The sequence below is a fragment of the Hymenobacter mellowenesis genome, assembly GCF_030581005.1.
Taxonomy (GTDB): Bacteria; Bacteroidota; Bacteroidia; order Cytophagales; family Hymenobacteraceae; genus Hymenobacter; species Hymenobacter mellowenesis.
Genome location: NZ_JAUQSX010000020.1, coordinates 1 through 19,298, shown reverse-complemented (window position 1 = coordinate 19,298; position 19,298 = coordinate 1). Strand labels below are relative to the sequence as shown.

The window sequence follows — 19,298 nt, the reverse complement described above, 5'->3', positions numbered from 1 at the left end:
CACTCACCAAAAAGCCCCGTCGGTTGCAGCCGACGGGGCTTTTGTGCGTTTTGATACTTAGCCACGCTGGTCTACCAACCCTTTGATAAGTAGCGCAATGCCTGCAATTGCTAAGCCAGTGAATACTACATAACTGCCATTGCCAAGTGCCCAATAAGTGAGCAAACCGTAGGCTAGGGTACCAGCTAGGAAAACGATACCAACTATGCGATAGATATTCGCTGACTTCTGAGTTTTCTTCCTTTGCTGCTGCTTGATGAACACATAATCCTCTAAGTAGGACTCGCCAAATTCTTTTGCCGACTCGCCAGCACCTTCCCGCTTCAGCATCGCAATAACCTCTTCTTTATGCCGACCACGCGCATACATATAAATGGCTTCGCGCTTGGCGTATTGTTCGCGGTAGTTCATTTCGGTGAGCGCAGGCGGTATAATTAATGTAGACAAAGTAATCGACTGTACCCGAACTTCGCGCCATGCTCACCTGCTTCGCGCCCGACCTCACGCCTGCCCAAACCACCTACCAGCTGTCCGAGGAGGAAAGCAAGCACGCCGTGCGGGTGCTGCGCCTCGCGGCCGGCGATGCGGTGGCATTGATTGATGGCCGTGGCGGCCTTTATACCGCCGAAATCGCCGAGGCCAACCCCAAGCGCTGCCAGCTCCGCATCACCCACCACGAAACCGTGGCGCCCCGCTCCTACTTCACCCACGTGGCCGTGGCCCCCACCAAAAACCTCGACCGCATGGAGTGGTTCGTGGAAAAAGCCGTGGAAGTGGGCGTCGAGCGCATCAGCTTTCTGCGCTGCGCCCGCTCTGAGCGCCGCGAACTGAAGCTGGAGCGGCTGGAGAAAATTGCTATCAGCGCGCTCAAGCAGTCGGGCCAGGCGTGGCTGCCGCAGATGGACGAGTTGCAGGATTTCGGGGCTTTCGTGGACGGCGTAGCGCCCGAAACTACCTTCATCGCGCACCTGGAGGAAGGCGAGCGCACGGCCCTGACGCAAGTGGCTGGCGCGGGGCCGGGCTGCTGCGTGCTCATCGGGCCGGAAGGCGATTTTACGCCGCAGGAAATTGCGCTGGCGCTTGCAAAAGGCATTCGGCCCGTCACGCTGGGCGCCTCGCGCTTACGCACCGAAACAGCGGCGCTGGCGGCGGTATTCACAGCGCAAATTGTGCGAGCATAGCCATTGGTAAAAGTTATTTAGCTACCACTACCACATGTTTAACTGAAATAACAAAACCGGTATTAGCACAGGAATTAGTTATCAAACGGTATTTGAGCACTCACAATTTCATTCGGCGGAATTCGTAATCTACATCATTATTATCCCCTGCCAAATACTTTGTTTTCAGACCTTCGATTGCAGCATCGGTCACTTGGTCGCCTAGCAGACGCTCAGTTTCAATAAGTTCATGAACAACGTATTGACTGAAGTCTGTAAAGACTTTGGCCTTCTTAATGGGGTCATGAGAAAATAAGTATATGGCATTCGTTTTACTGTCGAAGCATAGCGGGTCATTCCCCGGACTTTCAGCAAATACTACCATAGAATTAATTTCGGACGGTTGAAAGTGCAACGGCACGAAGCTCCAATTGGTGGCAGATAGGTATTCGAATTCAGCAACCGGCTTCAGACTGTACATGAAATCGGAATCAGAAGTAGCACCAAAATGCTCATAATATTCTCGCATTTCTCCAGGTAACCGGATGCCCAGCTTCTCCTCCGCTTTTTGAATATTGTAAAGGCTTTCGCCCTGACAAGTAATACCATAGCTTTCCAAATAAGCTTGAAGTTTTGCTATCCAGTCAGGCTCGCCAATTTTGAGAATAGCAGGTGTGAAAAAGGTATTCATATTTGTAAATTATTCACTTGTTTAATTCTGTTCAACGCTGGATATAAGAGGTTCATTCTCCCACCAAGGCCGACTCATCGGCCTGCGAATCAGCAGCGGCCTGCGCTTCCAAAGCCGCAGCGGCTTTCGCCAGCTTCTTTTTGCGCCAGGGGGCGTCCTGCTCCCAGTCGCCGGCCATGAGGCAGCCGTAGGGCCGGATTTCGTCGATGACGGTGGCCAGGTTGAAATCGGTGATTTGCTGCTTCACGTCCTCGGCGTCTTTGTAGGCACTGGGCAGCTCGGAAATATCGATGCGGTTGAAGAAAAAGCGGGCGTCGATGCCCTGGGTTTCTTCGGCAAAAATCTCCTCGTTGGTTTGGCCGATTTTGCTGTATTTGTGACGGGTGCGGCTCAGGTTGCGGCCCGCGCCATGCGGAGCGAAACCCAGGTTACTGGCCGTGGTGGGGCCTTCCACGATGAGGATGGGCTGGGCCATGTTGAGCGGAATGATGCGCGGGCCGGTGATGTCGGGCAGGAACTTGGGGTCAAGCGGCGTGGCGCCCTTGGCGTGGTAATACACGTCGCCGTCGCGGAACACGAAATTGTGCTCGTTCCAGTAGCGCTGCTGCACGGTTGCTTCCAGCTTTTCGGCAATGGCATCGTGCAGCACCAGGTGGTTTTGCTTGGTCCAGCTGCGCACGGTTTGGAGGGCATTCCAGTAGTTCACGCCTTCCGGCGTCTCACTCGGAATCCAGGCGTTGGCCGGGTCGGTGTCGGGCGAAATTTCGCGGCGGAAAAACTCGGCCACTTTCATCCCGTTGCCATACAGCACCGCGCCCACGCCGCGCGAGCCGTGGTGCGTCACCAGCACGGTGTCGCCGGTGTTGCGCGACACGCCCACGTACAGAAAGTGGTTGCCGTCGCCCTGCGTGCCTAGGTGCTCGCGGGCCATTTTCAGGCTGCGCGCCGAATTCAGAAACGGGTTGGCTTCCATTTCCGCCAGAATGCCGGGCGGCAGGGCAAACTGCTGTTCGGGCTCGCGGCCGCCGGGGCCGAAATGGGTGATGCCCTGCGCCATATCCAGCACCGTTTTGGGGTCCACTTTGCCCAAATTGGTCAGCATCACGGAGCAGCAGATGTCGGCCGAGTGCATGCCGGGATGAATAGCTTGGCGCGCCGCCACCACCCCGCCCACCGGAATGGTGCCCAGCGGGCCAGCCGGGCAGGCATCGGGCATAATAGCTCCGGCCACCACCGTGGGCGTGCGCATGAGCAGGTCCATCGACTGCTTCACGTAGTCGATATTGCCCTGCTCCACGGCCGTGGCGGCGCGAATATTTTCGTGGTACGGCACCGGCCGGGCCTGCAACGGCAGCACCGGCGCCGGCTTCACGGCGTCGAGGTAAGCGTGCAGCGCTTCGCCTTCCAAGGCGTTGGCATTGATGTGTTCCAACGCTTCCTTGAACCATTTGCCGGGCTTTAGGCCCAGGTCCAGCAAGTCTTTGCCCGTCACCATTGATTGAGGGAGTTTATAGGTAAGCGAATCGATTGTGGCTGCTGAGGTGTCCTCCCAGCGCCTGGCCGGCGCGGGGTGCGCCGACGGCCAGCTATTGGGCCGTGGGCTCGTAGTAGGAAAGGTAAGATTCTTGCTCGAACTCCCGGAAATAAAACAACTCGAACGCAATGTGCGTCAGCATTCGGATAACGCCGCCAATTTCGGCCTCCGTCGCCAACGGCTGGAAGGCCATCAGCTTGTCGCCCTGGTCGTAGAAATGAAACCCTAGGCGCTGAAAGCCCCGAATTCTCTTTTTTGGCAGTCCGTATTTTTTTCGATGCCGCTTGATTTCGGGGAAGGTGATGATGAGCGTGCGGCGGGTCAGTCGGAACGTGCAGTACAATTGTTCGCGCTGGCTGAAATGCAGGGTAAACCCCGTTATCCGGCCGCCCAGCAGCTTGCGCAACGCCTCGGCAATGGCAGTGGTTTGGGGACGCGGGCTGCGGGCCTGCGCCTGCCATTCGGCCAGCTTTTTCTGTTCGCTGGCTATCCAGTCGGCGAGATATGGCCGCTCCTGCTGCGGCTCCCGCTGCATCATTTGCTCCAGCGACTCGATGTGCCGGATAGATGCCTTTTGTTCATCGTGGTGGCTGTCCCGCAGGTTATATAAGGTTTGCAGCTGCCGGTTCACCCCAAAAAGGCCTTTTGTGAAGCGCTTGGCCATGCCGTAATCGGCTTCCTCCACGCATTCCTGCACCTGCGCGCTCAACATGTCGCGTTCGGCCTCGTAGTGGGCAATGAGCTGATTTAGCTTGCGGCTCATGGCGCGGCTTGCTGGGGGTTCGACGGGCCGGCAAACTACAACCAGGCGCGGTTTCCGCCCTCATCCGGTAGCCTTACTCCTGCGGCTCGACGTGAATGAGCACGTGGCCGAGCTGCGGCAACTGCTCCCGCAACCTATCCTGCAGCCGGTGTGCGATTTCGTGGCCGTCACGCACGCTGATGTCGCCGCTCACCAGGGCGTGCAGGTCGACGTGGTATTGCATGCCGGCTTTGCGCACGAAGCATTTTTCGGTGCCCCGCACGCCCGCCACCGTCAGGGCCACCCGGCGGATATCGGCCACTAGGTCGTCGTGCACGTTTTCGTCCAGGATTTCGCCCAGCGCGGGCCGGAAAATCCGGTAGCTGTTGTAGATAATGAGGCCGGCGGCAAACAGCGCGGCCCAGTCGTCGGCGGCTTCGTAGCCCGGGCCCATGAGCAGGGCGAAGGAAATGCCCACAAACGCCGCCACCGACGTGATGGCGTCGCTGCGGTGGTGCCAGGCGTCGGCTTTCAGCGAAGAGCTGTTGGTTTCCTCGGCCTTGCGCATCACCGTGCGAAACGACAGCTCTTTCCACGCGATGATGCCGCCCAGCACCAACAGCGTCCAGGCCTTGGGCAGAGCGTGCGGCGTGCCAATGTTCTGGATGCTTTCGTAGCCGATGAGCGTGGCCGAGGCCATCAGAAACCCCACCACCAGAAAGGTCACCAACGGCTCGATGCGGCCGTGGCCGTAGGGGTGGTTGGCGTCGGCCGGCCGGTTGGCGTACTTAATACCCAGCAGCACCAGAAACGACGAAAAGATATCCGCCGTCGACTCAATGGCATCGGCCACCAGCGCGTACGAATTACCAAAATAGCCGGCCACGCCTTTCAGCAAGGCCAACGCCGTATTGCCGATGATGCTGAAATACGTGGCCTTGACGGCAGTTTCCTCGTGCGTCATGGAAAGGGTATAACTGGCACAATGTAGCGCGAACTTTGTAGCTCGCGTGGCAGAACATTACCCGAACGGCGCAGGTACGCGAACTACAAAGTTCGCATTACGGCCCCCAAATCAAGAATTGCGGCCTACTTCAAATAGTAAGCCCGCACCAGTTTCATGGCTTCGGTGGGGTTCTCGGCGCACTCGCGGCAGAAGGTGCCGATGCCATTCACCGGGCCTTCGTATTCCCAGGCAAAGGTTTTGGGCTTGCTGCTGGATGAGTCGCTTACTTTCAGCCGGGTACCGCTGGGGATGATGGTGAAGGTGCGATTGGGGGAAAGCTTCACCGCGAAGCTGGCGCCGTTGGCGCTGCCCGTCCGCGCCAGGTAGGTGCCTTTGGTTTCGGTGCGCTCTTTGCCGTAGTTATAGTAGATTTCGGCTCGCTTGCCGTCTTTTACCCAGAAGCTGAGGTGCTCATAAGCGGCGGTGCCGGGCTCGCCGAAGGAATAAACGGCCACTTTGGATTGGGCAAGGGCAGCGGGGCTGGCCAGCAGCGCCACTGCCAGCAGGCAGAGGAGGCTTTTCATGGTTGAGGGTTTCGAAGCAATGGAGGAGCTTGGCTTACTAAATAAGCTCGCCAAATGTTGCCCCGCCCCTCAGGCCCGGCGCATGAACTGCCGGATGGCCGCCAGGTGCGCCAGCAGTACCAGCGGCACCACCACGGCCGGCAGCAGATTGAACGGGAAGCGCAGAATGGCCACGTTGGGCTGCTCGAAGGCCAAACGCTGAAAGGGCCCGGGCACCGAAAGCAAGGCATTCGCCACAATATTCAGCAGCAGCCCCAGGCAAATAAAATTCCAGACCAGCAGACCCACCCGGCCCGGCACCTGCCTGGTAAATACCAGAAAATAAACCAGCGGCGCGCTCAGGCCGGACAGAATATCCCAGTTGCGGCCCGCAAACGTCATCAGCTCGGGCACCGCCCGCTGCGCAAACAACCCAAACAGCACCAGCTCCACCGGGATTCGCACGGCGTGTAGCAGCGTGAGCATCTTCAGGTCGAGCCCATTGAGGTAGCGCCGGCCCCGCGCCGTGGCGAAAAGCAGCCCAATCAGCAGCACCGGGGGCCCCACCAGCCCCAGCGCGTGGGGCGGCACCGTGTTGGTGATGGCGTAAAAGCCGCGCAGCGCCACCGTGCTTTGCAACGCCAGCCAGCCCAGCAGCACGCCCAGCGTCAGGCGGGAATAGTGGGCGGCGCGCCAGAACAAAGCAACGGCGATGAGCACGACGAGGCCAAAGGCAAAACCGAGGGAGGCGGGGACGTTTTCCATGGTGCGGCAAGGTTTGGTGATGACCCCGCAAAGGAACCGGAGCGGCCCCGGCGTCTGCTTGCCAAATGGCAGGAAATCATTCAGTCCCGGCCGCTTTTGCCCCGGCCCGAATCCGGCTCAGCGACGTATCCGTGACGCCCAGGTAGGAGGCCACGTGCTTCACCGGGGCGTGCCGCAGCACTTCGGGCGCGGTTTTCAGCAGTTGCTCGTAGCGCTCGGTGGCCGAGGTGGTAATCATGGCCAGCATCCGGCTTTTGAGGGTGGCAAAGCCGTGCACCAGCACCGAGCGGCCAAACTCCCGAAACTCGGGGCGGGCATGAAACAAGGCGTTGAGCTGCTGAAACGTGATAAACCAGCCGGTACAATCGGTCAGGGCCTGGATGTTTTCCTGCGAGGGCGCGCGGGTGAAAAAGGACGACACCTCGAACACCACCTGCCCGGCCGGGTAAAACGCGGTGGTGACGTCGTGGCCGGCCGGGTCGCAGGCAAAGGCGCGCAGCAGGCCGTGGTCGAGGAAAAAGTACGCGTCGCTCACCCGGCCCTCGCGGAGCAGGAAATCGTGCCGGGCCAGGGCTTTGGGGCTGAACTGGCTGGCGATTTCGGCCGCCTGCACCGCCCCGATAATGCCCCGGGATTGCAGGAATTGGGTTAATTTCTCTTGCGACATCGGATGTTCATGGTGGGCGGCGAGGCACTAAAACTACTGCACCGGGCCGCATCCGTCGCGGACCGGCGTAGCGACTGTGGCCCCGGCCGCTTCCCGGGTTCCGGCGCGGCCCGTGCCCTGAACTTTCCCGCGCGGCCCTTACTTTACAGCACGGGCCGAGTCGATGCGTTCGGCCACCGTTTCTTATGCTCAAACACCTGCTGCTTTCCGCCGCCCTCCTGTTCTCGCTCACGGCCGCCAGCCCCACCTACAGCTTCAAAGTAGCCAAGCTGCACTACGGCGGCGGGGGCGACTGGTACGCCAACAAAACCTCGCTGCCCAACCTCATCAGCTTCTGCAACCAGGCGCTGAAAACCAACATCGCGCCCGACGAAGCCACCGTGGAACTCGACGCCCCCGAGCTCCTCACCTACCCCTTCGTGCACATGACCGGGCACGGCAACGTCAATTTCACCGCCGCCGAGGCCCGCAACCTGCGCCGCTACCTCACCGGCGGCGGCTTCCTGCACATCGACGACAATTACGGCCTCGACAAATTCATCCGGCCCGAAATGAAGAAGGTATTTCCCGAGCTGGAATTCGTGGAGCTGCCCTTCTCGCATCCCATCTACCACCAGAAATACCAATTTCCCAAGGGCTTGCCCAAGGTGCACGAGCACGACGGCAAACGCCCCCAGGGCTTCGGCCTGGTGTACAAAGGGCGCCTGGTGTGCTTCTACAGCTTCGAGTGCGACCTCGGCAACGGCTGGGAAGACGTGGGCACCTACCCCGAAGACTCCCCCGCCACCCACGACGCCGCCCTGCGCATGGGCGCCAACCTCGTGGCCTACGCCCTCACGCAGGACTAAACACGGATTTTCGGACCGGCCGGCCGGCGCGTTTTGCCAAGCGGCGAACCACCCCAAAAAGTGCGCCACCACCTGGGCAAAGGTGACTCAGGCGCCACTGGCGGGCGTGGCTCATCGGGCGAAGCCGCATTTTGGGCCTGCATCAGCAGCACCTTTTTATAAAATTCATCGTCGGAGAGCACCGCTCCGTGGCCGGCCGGCCGTGGGGGCCGTTCCTGGCGTTCGCGCGCCGTGGTGGCCCGCGCCTTTTTCCATAGTCCGAAGACCAGGGCGCCCAGCCCCAGGAGAATCAACAGCAGCAGTTCAAGCTTTCCCATTATTCCCTCAAGATACAGCAGATAGGTAGCGCGAAATTTTAGTTCGCATCCCGGAAGGAGCAATTGGCGCGAGGACGCGAACTGAAGGTTCGCGCTACGCCGCTACCGCACGCCTTTCTCGGGGAAGCGGCCGGTGATGGTGCGGTAAAAAGCTTTGATTTTGGCTTCGTCGGCTTCGTAATTGCCGGTGGGCCACACGGCCTCGCCGATGCCGGCTTCCTTTTTGGCATAATCGAGGTAGCCCAGGCGAATGGGTACCTGCGCGCCCAGCGCGGCGAAATAGTAGCCCTTCCGCCAGCGCGGCTGGTAGGCGCGCGTGCCTTCCGGGGTGATGAGAATGACCAGCTCGTCGTGCTCATTGAAGAGCTTCACCATGCCATCAACGAGGCTGTTGTTGCGGCTGCGGTCCACGGCCAGGCCGCCGATGGCCTTCACCAGCCAGCCTAGGGCAAAGTTTTCGGTCCACTCCTTTTTCACGGTGAAGCGCACGGGCACGCCCATTAGGTAGAACGCGGCCCGGGCCAGGATGATGTCCCAGTTGCTGGTGTGTGGCGCCGCAATCATCATGCTCTTCTTGATTTCGGGGTTGTGGATTTCGCCCAAATGCCAGCCCGCTACTTTGAAAACGAGCGTGGCCATGGCGTGCCAGAAGGGAGATTTTTCGCGGGGAGTCATGCAGGAAACCAGAAGTAAAGCGCCATCGCGCGGGAAAACAATGTTGGCCGCCGCTGGCGGCGTTTCAACTACAAAAATGGGCCGCTTACTATAATGCAGCACCAGGCCCGTGGCTTAGGCCGCTACAGCAGCGCCTGGATGGCATCGGCCCGCGCCAGCGTGTAACGGTAGCCAATTTCGAACAGCTCGGCGCCGCTTTTGTAGCTCAGGGGGCGGTAGTGGCGCAGGTCGGGCGGCTCCAGCAGCAGGTCGCACTGGGCTTTGCGGCTGGTGGTGTTGGCGTTGATGGCCAGGTGTAACGTCCGCTCGATGAGCCGCCGGAAGTTGGGAATGCGGGCCTCGGAGTTGATGGGGTTGCAGTTCACGCCCACCACGCGCAGGCCCTCGTGTCCCAGCAGCGGCTCCACGGGCAGGTTGTTGAGCAGGCCGCCGTCTACCAATTGCCGGCCCTGGTACTCCACTGGCCGGTACACGATGGGCACTGCCGATGACGCCAGCAGCGGCAGCAGCAACGGCCCCGAGCTGAAATACACCGACTCGCCCGCCATCAAATCCGTGGCCACCAGCGTGAGCGGCCGCCGCAAATCCTCAAAATTGACCGTGCTGCCCAGATGCCGGGCCAGCAGCTGCGCGACGGCATCGAGATGCAGCAGGCCATGCCGGCTGAAGGCCGGCCGCGTGAGGCGCACCACGTTGGTTTCCTGCAGCAGCCGCAGTATCTCCCTGGGCGGAAAGCCCGCCGCGTAAAACACGCCCGCAATGGCCCCGGAGCTCACGCCCGCCAGCCGCGCCACGGGCAGTTGCAGCTCATCCAACGCGGCCAGCACGCCCAAATGCGCAATCCCACGCGCCCCACCTCCCGATAAGGCAAGGCCTAGCTGGCGGGTTTGTGGATTGGTGGGTTGGTGAGTAGGCTGCACGGGTGTTTCTATCGGGTTTCATCCTTGTACGGTCGTTTCCTACAATCCACCAACCCGTCAATCCATCAATCCGCCAACTCACAAATCCGCCAGCCGCAGGGTTTCGGCTAGGCGCACGCCCTTGTCGGTGTGCTGCACGGTGCAGGCTTCGTTCGTGGGGTCGTGCTCCAGCAGCAGCACCCAGTTTTCGTCGGCGGCCCGGCGCAGCACGGCTTCCTTTTCGGTCATCGTCACGAGCGGGCGCATGTCGTAGCTCATCACGTAAGGCAGCGGAATATGGGCGGCGCTGGGCAGCAAATCGGCCATAAAGGCCAGCGTGCGGCCCTTATACTCCAGCAGCGGCACCATCATTTTCTCGGTGTGGCCGTCGGCCAGGATAATTTCGCGCAGCTGCGGCAGCGCATCGGGCACGCCCTTTTGCAGGTCGATAAATTTCAAATGCCCGCTTTCCTGAATCGGCAGAATATTTTCTTTCAAAAAGCTGGCCTTCTCGCGCGGATTGGGCGTCACGGCCCAGTCCCAATGCGCCTCGTTGCTCCAATACGTCGCGTTCGGAAACGCCAGTTGCAACACGCCATCGGGCCGCCGCTGCACCGAACCACCGCAGTGGTCGAAGTGCAAATGCGTCAGAAACACATCGGTGATGTCAGCACTGGTGAGGCCCAGCTTGCGCAACGATTTCTCCAGCGTGTCCTCGCCGTGCAGGTAGAAATGGCCCCGAAACTTCTCGTCCTGCTTCTCGCCAATGCCGTTGTCGATGAGCAGCAGCCGGCCGCCGTCCTCCACCAGCAGACAGCGCATCGCCCAGGTACACATGTTGTTGGCATCGGATGGGTTGAGCTTTTGCCACATGCTTTTGGGCACCACGCCAAACATAGCGCCGCCATCAAGCTTGAACAAGCCGGTGTCGAGGGTGTGGATTTTCATGTTTTTCTTGTCATCCTGAGCACAGCGAAGGACCTTCTCCCGCTTGCTCTGCCATTGAGTTGATACCCTGATAATTGCAAGCGGGAGAAGGTCTTCGCTACGCTCAGGATGACAAAAGACTATTCGACTACGACTCCCATTGCCGAAAACTTATCAATACGCTGCGAAATCCGGTCTTCGGCCGGCACGGCGGCCAGTTCCTTCAGCGTCTTGAGCAGCGTGGCTTTCAGGGTTTCAATCATCACCTCGGGCGCCGTGTGGGCGCCACCCAGCGGTTCTTTCACAATACCGTCCACGAGGCCCGCGTTTTTCATGTCAATGGCCGTCAGCTTCAGGGCTTCAGCGGCCTGTTCCTTATAATCCCACGAGCGCCACAGAATGCTGCTGCACGACTCCGGCGAAATCACCGAATACCAGGTATTTTCCAGCATCAGCACCCGGTCGCCGATGGCGATGCCCAGCGCGCCACCGCTCGCGCCCTCGCCGATGATGACGCACACCACCGGCACTTTCAGCATAAACATTTCCTTCAGGTTGCGGGCGATGGCCTCGCCCTGCCCCCGCTCCTCGGCCTCCAGGCCGGGAAAAGCGCCGGGCGTGTCAATCAGCGTCACCACCGGCACGTTGAATTTTTCGGCCAGCTTCATCAGGCGCAGGGCCTTGCGGTAGCCTTCGGGATTGGGCATGCCGAAGTTGCGGTACTGGCGTTGCTTGGTGTTGTGGCCCTTTTGCTGGCCGATGAACATGACCGTTTGCCCACCTATCTCGCCGAAGCCGCCCACCATGGCTTTGTCGTCGCCTACAGTACGGTCGCCATGCAGCTCCACAAACTTGTCGGCCATGCCCTCAATGTAGTCCAAGGTATAGGGCCGTTCGGGGTGGCGCGAGAGCTGCACTCGCTGCCAGCGGGTGAGGTTGGCGTAGGTTTCCTTTTTAAGGTCTTTGATGCGTTTTTCCAGCGCGGCTACGGCCGCACCCACTTCCACGTCGCTGTCGGCGGCGAGTTTCTGCATTTCAAGAAGCTTGCCTTCGAGGGCAGCAATGGGTTGTTCAAAATCGAGGAGCATGGCGCGGCGAGTGCTTGGCAAGTGAGTGGGAAGGCGAAAATAGTGGTCGAAAGCGTCCTGAACGGGACTTGTGCCCGTTCAGGACGCCTCCAAATACCGTTTGCACGGCGGTTGACAAAGGTAAAACATCCACCGTTGCGACACGGCGCAAAAATTAATGTTCCTGAGAAACAACCCCAAAGCTTCCTGATTGCCGTTTTTTCAAAGAAATATTGGCCCCAGGTTTGCGGGGCGCAGTTTTCTTGCCCTACCTTTGTAACACCAAAACGGAAAAGCACACGGCTTCTCCACCAAAGCAAACGGTTTGGTAGTTCAGTTGGTTAGAATGCCGCCCTGTCACGGCGGAGGTCGCGGGTTCGAGTCCCGTCCAGACCGCAAAGGAATAGTACAATTCCTAGTTACCGTTTGCAGAAAAAGCCTCATAATCAGTCGATTATGAGGCTTTTTTGATTTTAACTTTTTGTACAATACCGAATTGTAGCGCGATTTGTAACGCATTTGCCTCCTTCTCTTCTGCCTCAGTCTGTACCTAAACATGGAGAATTCAGCTCAGCAACCGCCTAAAGATAAGTCTGTTTCGAAGGAGGAGGCGCTCTTTACCCTGCCTCAGCGGATAACGGAACTGGTGGAGACTGAATCAGATAGAGGGTCCATCCTCATCTTGGGGGCCTACATAGATGAGATACTGGGCTTGCTGATTTCTGCAGCTTGTGTTTCAGACTCTTTGGGAGACGGCATATTGAAACACGGGCATCCAGCTGGCACATTCGATTCAAGATTGCTCATTGCACAGGCATTCGGACTTATTCACGACGAGGATGTGAAAGGTCTGCGCATCATTCAGAAGATTCGCAACAAAGCCGCCCATTTTGACCGTTCAGGTCGAGGGTTCGACGTTTTGTTTGACTCCCCAGCTACAGCCGACCAAGTTGTGGAGCTCAGCCTATTATTCTATGAGAAGCTGACAGACCGCAGCTCACTTGCCGTGAGGCACAGCTTCGTCGAATCCGCTCGAAACGTTGCGCAACGCCTTCTACTACGGAGGCCAGACATCAAGCGGCCCGCCCCGTTGAAATCAACGCAAGAATTAATTACGACGGCACTCTCGCTTAACGAGGATACGCCACTAGTTGAGCTTATTGATAAATTGCGGGAGTTGAAAGACAGCCCTGAAGGTAAGGCAATGTACCAAGGCTTCGTCCATACGATTAGTAAGATGGTCCTGAATAGCCAAACTTCAGCAGATGGCAACGGCCTGCCAGACGAAATGATACTGGCAGTTTCGGATATGATGTCACGACCATTCAATTTCCCTTTAGGTCCGGACAACGATAAAGAGGCAGGATTTGACCAATCGGAAGACGATTCAGACCAAGCCTGACACTCCTAGTTCCAGGTTTGGCCATTTATGAGTGCGACCACAGTTGTATGGGACAGGTTATATGAGGCGGCGACTGAACGCATAGACTCACCGGCTGCTACCCGTTGCCTGACGTTGGCGACCTGCTCGGCAGTCAGCTTACTCTTTCCTACGGCATTAATACGAGTAATTGGCGCCAGTTCTCGGCCGGTCACCTTGGCCCAAGTCCGACCAGCTTTGATTTTACTGACTACTTCCCGACTAACGCCGTACGTTTCGGCCACCTCGCCATTTGCCTTGCCTTCGCGCAAGAGCGCGTCGATTCCGAGCACTATCGTTTTGGTAAGGTCTGTGCGAGCATGGCTTTCACCTACTGCTAGCATATTATTTTGGGCCGCGTGAACGGCGTTGCCTTTGACGGTGGTCCACTCCAGGTTGGCGAAGTAGTTATTGTCTCGACTGCCGTCAATGTGGTTAACGATGTCACAGCCCGCTGGCTTTGGGCAGAACGCAGCGGCTACTAGGCGGTGAACCTGCTTCGCTATCCCGCGCATGGACACGTTCACGTACCCATCCTTCTTGTAAGTGGCAATCGACGAATCGCCATTTTTAATATTGCCATGGTTGCTCACCTGCACCCCTGCGAATCCCTCGCAGTCCTTCCATATCTCGGTTTGTGTTTCCATGCCATTATACTTGGACGGACCCTAAAAGTCTGTCCAGTACGCCAATTATGTGGACGCTGAAGTGGGCTAAGGTGAATCGATGGGTAAGCACGGGTAGATTTTAGTCCATCATAAGAGGGGATGAGACAGAGAGATGTGAAGCGGGTGAGTATAGTCTCTGTGTATGCTAAGCTGGCATCAGGACTAAACACTCCGTCCATCCTAGGAACAAAAGCTACACAGATAATGGTAGCATAGAGCCTCCTCCCTCTCTCGCGTAGTGGCTGGTGGGTTTATTCGGCTCTCAGCCTTTCCAACCGTTCTACGATTCTTAATGCCAACTGAATAGCGTCGGCTCCATAGTGAAACCGTCGGTGGCAATTAGGGCAGATTGCCACGGCGTTGGTCACGGTATCGCTTCCCCCATCGGCTAGTGGTTTGACATGGTGTACCTCAAGAAATGGTGTTCCATCTTCCTGCACGAATGGCGCAGGCTGCCCGCAGTTCTCGCAATGTCCGTCCGCGACCATTAACACCCACGCTTTAACTGAGGAGTCACGTACGAAACTCTCTACTGTGGCGGTTATCCGCGTCGGCCGTTGTTTGCCCACAGGCGCGTTTAGAATTCCGAGTGCTGGTAATTCACGCATAGACCTCTCTTTATGCTTGAGGTCGGCGGTGGGCTTGGTATCGCTGAAATACCCTCTCGCTTCAATAATCTGCTTTATGACTGTTTCATCAGTTCCACCTGTGTAGCTGATAAAAGAGAAATTGGGCAGTGTGGGCAAGCCCATTCGACTCAGCACATAGGAGATGTTACGAAATCGGTAGTTAAAGGCAGCAACTGAGCGGCCGTGACGATGAGAAAGCTCCCTGAAAACAGGTTGCTTGATGTCACTACCTCCACCCTTTATCTGCTCGAACAAGGCCATATAAGCTTCTACGGCGATTTCTACCTCTTCGGAGCGCCATTTGTTGTCAGGCATAATGCGGGGATATTGTGAGGCTATAAAGAAAGTAGAACAGTCTTGTAAGATGAAATCTATACTGACAATGGTGATAAGTTTCCTTCTTTGCTACGACAGGGTTTAAGGGTTGGGCGTTGAACTTTGTAAGAAAAAGAGTAGGTTTGGTAATCGCATATTGGGAGTCACGCACTCCATAACTACCCTCACAATTTCTCACACTACCAATGATTAAGCCAGAAGCCAGTAGAATTCATTTTGACGTCCGCCCAGATGAACAAGTTTTAGCCCGTCATTTAGAAGAAGCATTTGATGTGACTCATGGTGCACACCTTGGCGGTGGTAGGTCTATCTGGGTAATTGACCCTAAGCCACAAGTTCGCGAACGCTTTGGTTTGCAGTTGGAAGTACTTGCTCTGTATTCGCCCCATAAAATAACAGACGCGAGAACGTTAACTGCCATTGACCAAACATTGAGGGACCCCGATTATAAACACAGAATAGACAATGTACTATTTCTACTAATCCACGCTGGAGATGTAGAGGCAACAAAAATTTTAGCTAAAAGTGACGTTGATAAGATAATCATTCCGATTCATGTAGATGAGCTTCTGAACCCAGCACGAGGCAGCGTTTTCTTAAGACAAAAAATAGCTTCGCATACAGGTGAAGTGGACTTATTTGGCAAATCTTCACCTATTTCATCTGATAAATATTTTTTTGGCAGAGATGATTTAGTTCAGACGCTGATAGCACGAATCACATCTCATCATGAGACAGGGGGGCTATTTGGATTGCGTAAAACGGGGAAAACTTCAGTTCTAAAGGCCATTCAACGGCGAGTAGCAGATAGAGCAATCATAGCCGAGTATATGGATTGTTCTAATCCCGGAGTGCATTCTGCTCGATGGTGGGACTTGCTTGAAGAGATTGTTGGGCGTTTGAGCCAAGAGATAAAAAGAAGAGAAGGCAAGGACCAGAGGGCGAGGTTAAACTATACGCAAAGCAATGCCGGACTAAGATTTTCATCAGATATAAAACTTCTAATAGGAGATAGCAGCACAGAACAGGTAATACTGATTTTTGACGAAATAGAATATATTACTCCAAATATTGCTGGCGCGCTTGGCCAGCATTGGGATGATGATTTTGTCCCGTTTTGGCAGTCCATTCGTTCAGTACACCAAGAGTTAGATGGCAAACTTTCATTCATTGTAGCTGGCGTTAACCCAGCATGCGTACAGGAGCCACGTATTGGGGAAACGCCTAATCCAATTTTCCAACTTGCACAGCCCGAATTTTTAGCTCCATTTAATACAAAAGCTATCCGCGAGATGGTGCGTACGCTAGGCAAATACGCTGGTCTAAAGTTTGATGAAGATGTTTATCAGTACCTTCAAAGTTCATATGGAGGACACCCATTTTTGACTCGCATCGCGTGTAGCGAAGTGTGGCGTGCAACTGATAGGACTAGTGTCATAGAATCTACACGGGTCACCATTGCAGATTTTGAAAAAAGAAAACCGGAAATCAGAGCACGTCTATCTCAACCAATACGAGATATACTTTTGTCCTTAGTGTGGTGGTATCCAGAAGAGTACGAATTACTTCAAATTCTTGCATCGGGGGATGACGATTTTTTCAGAGACTATTTGGCAAACAGCACAACATCTGTAGTTCGCTTTGCGCAATATGGAATATTATCTTCTGACCTAGACGGCCAATTTGCTATCGCAGACTTGAGAGACTTTCTGAATAAGTATGGAGAAGAATACAAAAAGTCAATATCCAACTTTATGCGCGGCGATATGCCTCCAGAACTACTGCCTGAAGTACCAGATTTGGATGTTTTGGCTGACTTATTTAAAAAGAAATGTGATGTCGAAATCCAATTGCGACAAGCGATTATAATTTATCTCGGCATATTGTGCAACTGGGATAACGGCAAGATAGCCGAGCACATGGGCAAAGCATTAACAGGAAAAAGGGAAAGAACGAACCCAGAGCATCTATTTATTGGCCGTCGTCCGCAAGACGTAATTAACGAACTCTTCACGGTCGATTTGAAATCTATAATTATTCATAACTGGTCTACTTTTGCACCTTTGTTCGAGAGCAATAAAAGCCGTTTTGAGATGAATATGGATACTATTAACCGTGCTCGCAGAGTTGATGCGCACACAAAACCGGTATCAAAGAAAGAGGCGGAGGAGTTTAATAACAGCTATCAATGGATGCTAAATCGGCTATCTAAAGTACCAAGCTTTTCCAAATAATCGCCATCAAAAACAGATGGCAGTCCGCATCGCAATTAAACTTTATATAAATTAGAACTTATCTTCTCAATAGAAACAGGATATGGAACCCAAAATATACATCTCATACAGTTGGTTTCCAGACGACTTAAATATCGCCAATACAATTGATAAAGACTGGCAGGCGATTGGAATTAAGTTGATTCGTGATATAAGGGATGTGGAATTCAAAGATTCCCTCAAAGAATTTATGCGTAGTATGCCCACCGGGGACTACGTTCTGCTCATCATAAGCAAAGGGTATCTGGAATCTAAAAACTGTATGTACGAAGCCTTAGAGCTTTTTAAAGAACCCGCATTCAAAGACAAGATTTTACCAATCATAGCTCCCAATGCTAATATTCATTCTGCTTTAGGCAAGTTGCATTATATTAAATATTGGGACGGCAAAATAAATGAATTGAATAATGAGTTAAAGCAACTAGGCGGTCTAGCTAATTTGCAAAGCATTCATGAAGAACTGGACCATTTCAGCAAAATCAGAGCATCAATTGCGGATTTCAGCAGTTCTCTCAGCGACATGAGGGGAGCCACCTGGCCTGACATTAAGGAGAAGAACTATGCTGAAATATTCAAACACATTGGTTATAGCATAGATAAGACGGCTGTACTTGAGGAATGCATTCGTATTCTTGATTTGGTTAATGAAGAAGAGCAAGAATTAGCTTTAGACGCTCTTAAAGAGAGATACCCCACAAATGCTAATGTGTGGTTCTCTGAGTCTACGCTATTTTATGAGAGAAAAAAATACAAGAAGGCTCATAAAAGCTTACTGAAATCAATTGAACTGGACAATAAAGCGTGGTCGGCTTATACCAATCTGGCAATTTTACAGGGAGAACATTTGAACGATATTGAAGGAGGAAAAAATAGTTTAATGCACGCATTAGAATTATCTCCAAACAATTGGGAAATCTATTATTTCACCGGATTGTACTTGGCACAACATTATAAAGATTATCAAGGGGCAAAGGAAAACTACGAGAAATCTATATTAATCAACCCTATTTTCTTAGATACACATTATAATCTTGCGCTTATATTATGCGAAAAACTGAATGATAACGAATCAGCTAGAATTCACTTCGAGCAATGCTTATCTATTGACCCTAATTATACCAACGCACATGTTGACTTGGCAATTATATTAGGCGAAGCATTTAATGACCCAGAAAGTGGAAAACAACATTTTTTGCGATGTTTAGAAATTGAACCTAATCACATAGGTGCTCATACTAATCTTGCAATTTTTTTGATAAGGCACTTCAAGGATTACGATGGGGCGATATTTCATTTTGAGCGAGCATTGAAAATCGACCCAGATGACGCTTATGCAAACAGTAATTATGCAAATTTACTGATTGAGAAATTTTCCGACTACGATGGTGCTAGAAGGCATTATGAGAAAGCCATAAAAGCAAATCCAAAGTATTCGAATGCACACTACAACCTTGGACGTTTGCTAAGCGATAAAATAAATGATTACGAAATGGCGAAACACCATTTTGAGGAGCACTTAAAACTCGAGCCAAATGATTTCGAGGCTAATAATAAGATAGCTATTTTTCTTATTAAGCACTACAAAGAATATAAAGAAGCAAGGAGACTTTTTGAGCATAATATAGAAATCAATCCGGATAGTGCATCGGCTCAATTGAACTTAGCACATTTGATATTTCGCTATTTTGCTGACACTGCACAAGCACAACCGCATTACATTAAAGCATGTGAGTTGAATCCAAGTTATAAGTCTACAGAGTTAGATACATTGTTCGGCTTATAGTTAAGCTTGTACCCACAAACGGAGCCGCTCCCTGATTCGAGCGGTATTTCTGTGCCCTCCCTAATTCAATAAATAGAGTAGGTGGAGAGCCACAAAACGGCTCCACCTGCTTTTAAATGGATTCGTTTGATGAACTATACAACCCAGAACCGGCCACCCCTAAACTTGGACGGCCAACTATGTACAGCGAGGAACTGGCGCTAAAGCTGGTAGAATACCTGTACGAGGGACGTGGGCTGCGCTGGATTAGCCGCCAGCCCGGAATGCCTTCCCCTGTCACCATCACGCGCTGGAAGGCCACTATTCCTGCGTTGGCGGTGGTCTAAAGGGTAGTGATTGCCGTATACGCTACTATGATATTGACTACTCAATTGTGCGGGCGTTGCGG

21 protein-coding genes and 1 tRNA gene are annotated in these 19,298 nt (G+C 54.1%); 7 read left to right on the top strand and 15 right to left on the bottom strand.

Annotated features, from left to right (window positions below; translation table 11 throughout):
• Positions 1-57: 57 nt before the first annotated feature.
• On the bottom strand, positions 58-447 hold the full coding sequence (locus Q5H92_RS25310; protein ID WP_305014371.1) for a hypothetical protein: 390 nt from the start codon (positions 445-447) through the stop codon (positions 58-60).
• A gap of 29 nt (positions 448-476) precedes the next feature.
• On the opposite strand from Q5H92_RS25310, the gene Q5H92_RS25305 reads away from it, so the two are divergent.
• Entirely contained in the window at positions 477-1,181 is a 705-nt protein-coding gene (locus tag Q5H92_RS25305) for a 16S rRNA (uracil(1498)-N(3))-methyltransferase (protein ID WP_305014370.1), read from the top strand.
• Positions 1,182-1,281: 100 nt separating this feature from the next.
• On the opposite strand, the gene Q5H92_RS25300 is transcribed toward Q5H92_RS25305, so the two are convergent.
• The 7 genes from Q5H92_RS25300 to Q5H92_RS25270 form a co-directional block, all read right to left on the bottom strand.
• Positions 1,282-1,851, bottom strand: a complete 570-nt coding sequence (locus Q5H92_RS25300; RefSeq protein ID WP_305014369.1) for an SMI1/KNR4 family protein — start codon at positions 1,849-1,851, stop codon at positions 1,282-1,284.
• Between the two features lie 52 nt (positions 1,852-1,903).
• Positions 1,904-3,346: an RtcB family protein gene (locus Q5H92_RS25295; RefSeq protein ID WP_305014368.1), complete on the bottom strand. Its 1,443-nt coding sequence runs from the start codon at positions 3,344-3,346 to the stop codon at positions 1,904-1,906.
• Between the two features lie 91 nt (positions 3,347-3,437).
• On the bottom strand, positions 3,438-4,148 hold the full coding sequence (locus Q5H92_RS25290; RefSeq protein WP_305014367.1) for a hypothetical protein: 711 nt from the start codon (positions 4,146-4,148) through the stop codon (positions 3,438-3,440).
• 73 nt (positions 4,149-4,221) lie between these two features.
• Positions 4,222-5,091 (bottom strand): cation diffusion facilitator family transporter, encoded by an 870-nt coding sequence (locus tag Q5H92_RS25285; RefSeq protein WP_305014366.1) that lies wholly within the window; start codon positions 5,089-5,091, stop codon positions 4,222-4,224.
• Positions 5,092-5,216: 125 nt separating this feature from the next.
• Positions 5,217-5,657: a hypothetical protein gene (locus Q5H92_RS25280; RefSeq protein ID WP_305014365.1), complete on the bottom strand. Its 441-nt coding sequence runs from the start codon at positions 5,655-5,657 to the stop codon at positions 5,217-5,219.
• A 69-nt stretch (positions 5,658-5,726) separates the two neighbouring features.
• The gene (locus Q5H92_RS25275; protein ID WP_305014364.1) at positions 5,727-6,401 is read right to left on the bottom strand and encodes a DUF8737 domain-containing protein; all 675 of its coding nucleotides are present in this window, start codon (positions 6,399-6,401) and stop codon (positions 5,727-5,729) included.
• A 76-nt stretch (positions 6,402-6,477) separates the two neighbouring features.
• A complete protein-coding gene (locus tag Q5H92_RS25270; RefSeq protein ID WP_305014363.1) occupies positions 6,478-7,068 on the bottom strand; it encodes a Crp/Fnr family transcriptional regulator in 591 nt (196 codons plus the stop codon).
• A gap of 185 nt (positions 7,069-7,253) precedes the next feature.
• Between Q5H92_RS25270 and Q5H92_RS25265 the strand changes: the two genes are divergently transcribed.
• Positions 7,254-7,916: a DUF4159 domain-containing protein gene (locus Q5H92_RS25265; RefSeq protein WP_305014362.1), complete on the top strand. Its 663-nt coding sequence runs from the start codon at positions 7,254-7,256 to the stop codon at positions 7,914-7,916.
• Here Q5H92_RS25265 and Q5H92_RS25260 read toward each other — a convergent pair.
• From Q5H92_RS25260 to Q5H92_RS25240, 5 genes are all read right to left on the bottom strand, one after another.
• Positions 7,913-8,233 carry a hypothetical protein gene (locus tag Q5H92_RS25260; RefSeq protein WP_305014361.1) on the bottom strand — a complete coding sequence of 107 codons (321 nt, stop codon included), beginning with the start codon at positions 8,231-8,233 and terminating at the stop codon, positions 7,913-7,915. The two genes, Q5H92_RS25265 and Q5H92_RS25260, sit on opposite strands and share 4 nt — an antisense overlap.
• A gap of 102 nt (positions 8,234-8,335) precedes the next feature.
• Positions 8,336-8,872 (bottom strand): 1-acyl-sn-glycerol-3-phosphate acyltransferase, encoded by a 537-nt coding sequence (locus Q5H92_RS25255; RefSeq protein WP_305014360.1) that lies wholly within the window; start codon positions 8,870-8,872, stop codon positions 8,336-8,338.
• Positions 8,873-9,030: 158 nt separating this feature from the next.
• A complete protein-coding gene (locus Q5H92_RS25250; RefSeq protein ID WP_305014359.1) occupies positions 9,031-9,828 on the bottom strand; it encodes a patatin-like phospholipase family protein in 798 nt (265 codons plus the stop codon).
• Positions 9,829-9,906: 78 nt separating this feature from the next.
• Positions 9,907-10,755 carry an MBL fold metallo-hydrolase gene (locus tag Q5H92_RS25245; RefSeq protein WP_305014358.1) on the bottom strand — a complete coding sequence of 283 codons (849 nt, stop codon included), beginning with the start codon at positions 10,753-10,755 and terminating at the stop codon, positions 9,907-9,909.
• Positions 10,756-10,874: 119 nt separating this feature from the next.
• Positions 10,875-11,822 (bottom strand): acetyl-CoA carboxylase carboxyltransferase subunit alpha, encoded by a 948-nt coding sequence (locus Q5H92_RS25240; RefSeq protein ID WP_305014418.1) that lies wholly within the window; start codon positions 11,820-11,822, stop codon positions 10,875-10,877.
• A 301-nt stretch (positions 11,823-12,123) separates the two neighbouring features.
• Here Q5H92_RS25240 and Q5H92_RS25235 point away from each other — a divergent pair.
• Positions 12,124-12,197, top strand: a tRNA-Asp gene (locus tag Q5H92_RS25235).
• Between the two features lie 160 nt (positions 12,198-12,357).
• Positions 12,358-13,203, top strand: coding sequence for a hypothetical protein (locus Q5H92_RS25230; RefSeq protein ID WP_305014357.1), 846 nt, complete (start codon positions 12,358-12,360; stop codon positions 13,201-13,203).
• Between the two features lie 5 nt (positions 13,204-13,208).
• On the opposite strand, the gene Q5H92_RS25225 is transcribed toward Q5H92_RS25230, so the two are convergent.
• Both Q5H92_RS25225 and Q5H92_RS25220 read right to left on the bottom strand, forming a co-directional pair.
• A complete protein-coding gene (locus tag Q5H92_RS25225) occupies positions 13,209-13,868 on the bottom strand; it encodes an HNH endonuclease (RefSeq protein WP_305014356.1) in 660 nt (219 codons plus the stop codon).
• Positions 13,869-14,140: 272 nt separating this feature from the next.
• Positions 14,141-14,833, bottom strand: coding sequence for an HNH endonuclease (locus Q5H92_RS25220; protein WP_305014355.1), 693 nt, complete (start codon positions 14,831-14,833; stop codon positions 14,141-14,143).
• 206 nt (positions 14,834-15,039) lie between these two features.
• Here Q5H92_RS25220 and Q5H92_RS25215 point away from each other — a divergent pair, with 206 nt between their 5' ends.
• From Q5H92_RS25215 to Q5H92_RS25205, 3 genes are all read left to right on the top strand, one after another.
• Entirely contained in the window at positions 15,040-17,088 is a 2,049-nt protein-coding gene (locus Q5H92_RS25215; protein WP_305014354.1) for an ATP-binding protein, read from the top strand.
• Positions 17,089-17,170: 82 nt separating this feature from the next.
• Positions 17,171-18,910: a toll/interleukin-1 receptor domain-containing protein gene (locus Q5H92_RS25210; protein ID WP_305014353.1), complete on the top strand. Its 1,740-nt coding sequence runs from the start codon at positions 17,171-17,173 to the stop codon at positions 18,908-18,910.
• A 179-nt stretch (positions 18,911-19,089) separates the two neighbouring features.
• Positions 19,090-19,236 (top strand): terminase small subunit-like protein, encoded by a 147-nt coding sequence (locus Q5H92_RS25205; protein WP_305014352.1) that lies wholly within the window; start codon positions 19,090-19,092, stop codon positions 19,234-19,236.
• The last annotated feature ends 62 nt before the right edge of the window (positions 19,237-19,298 follow it).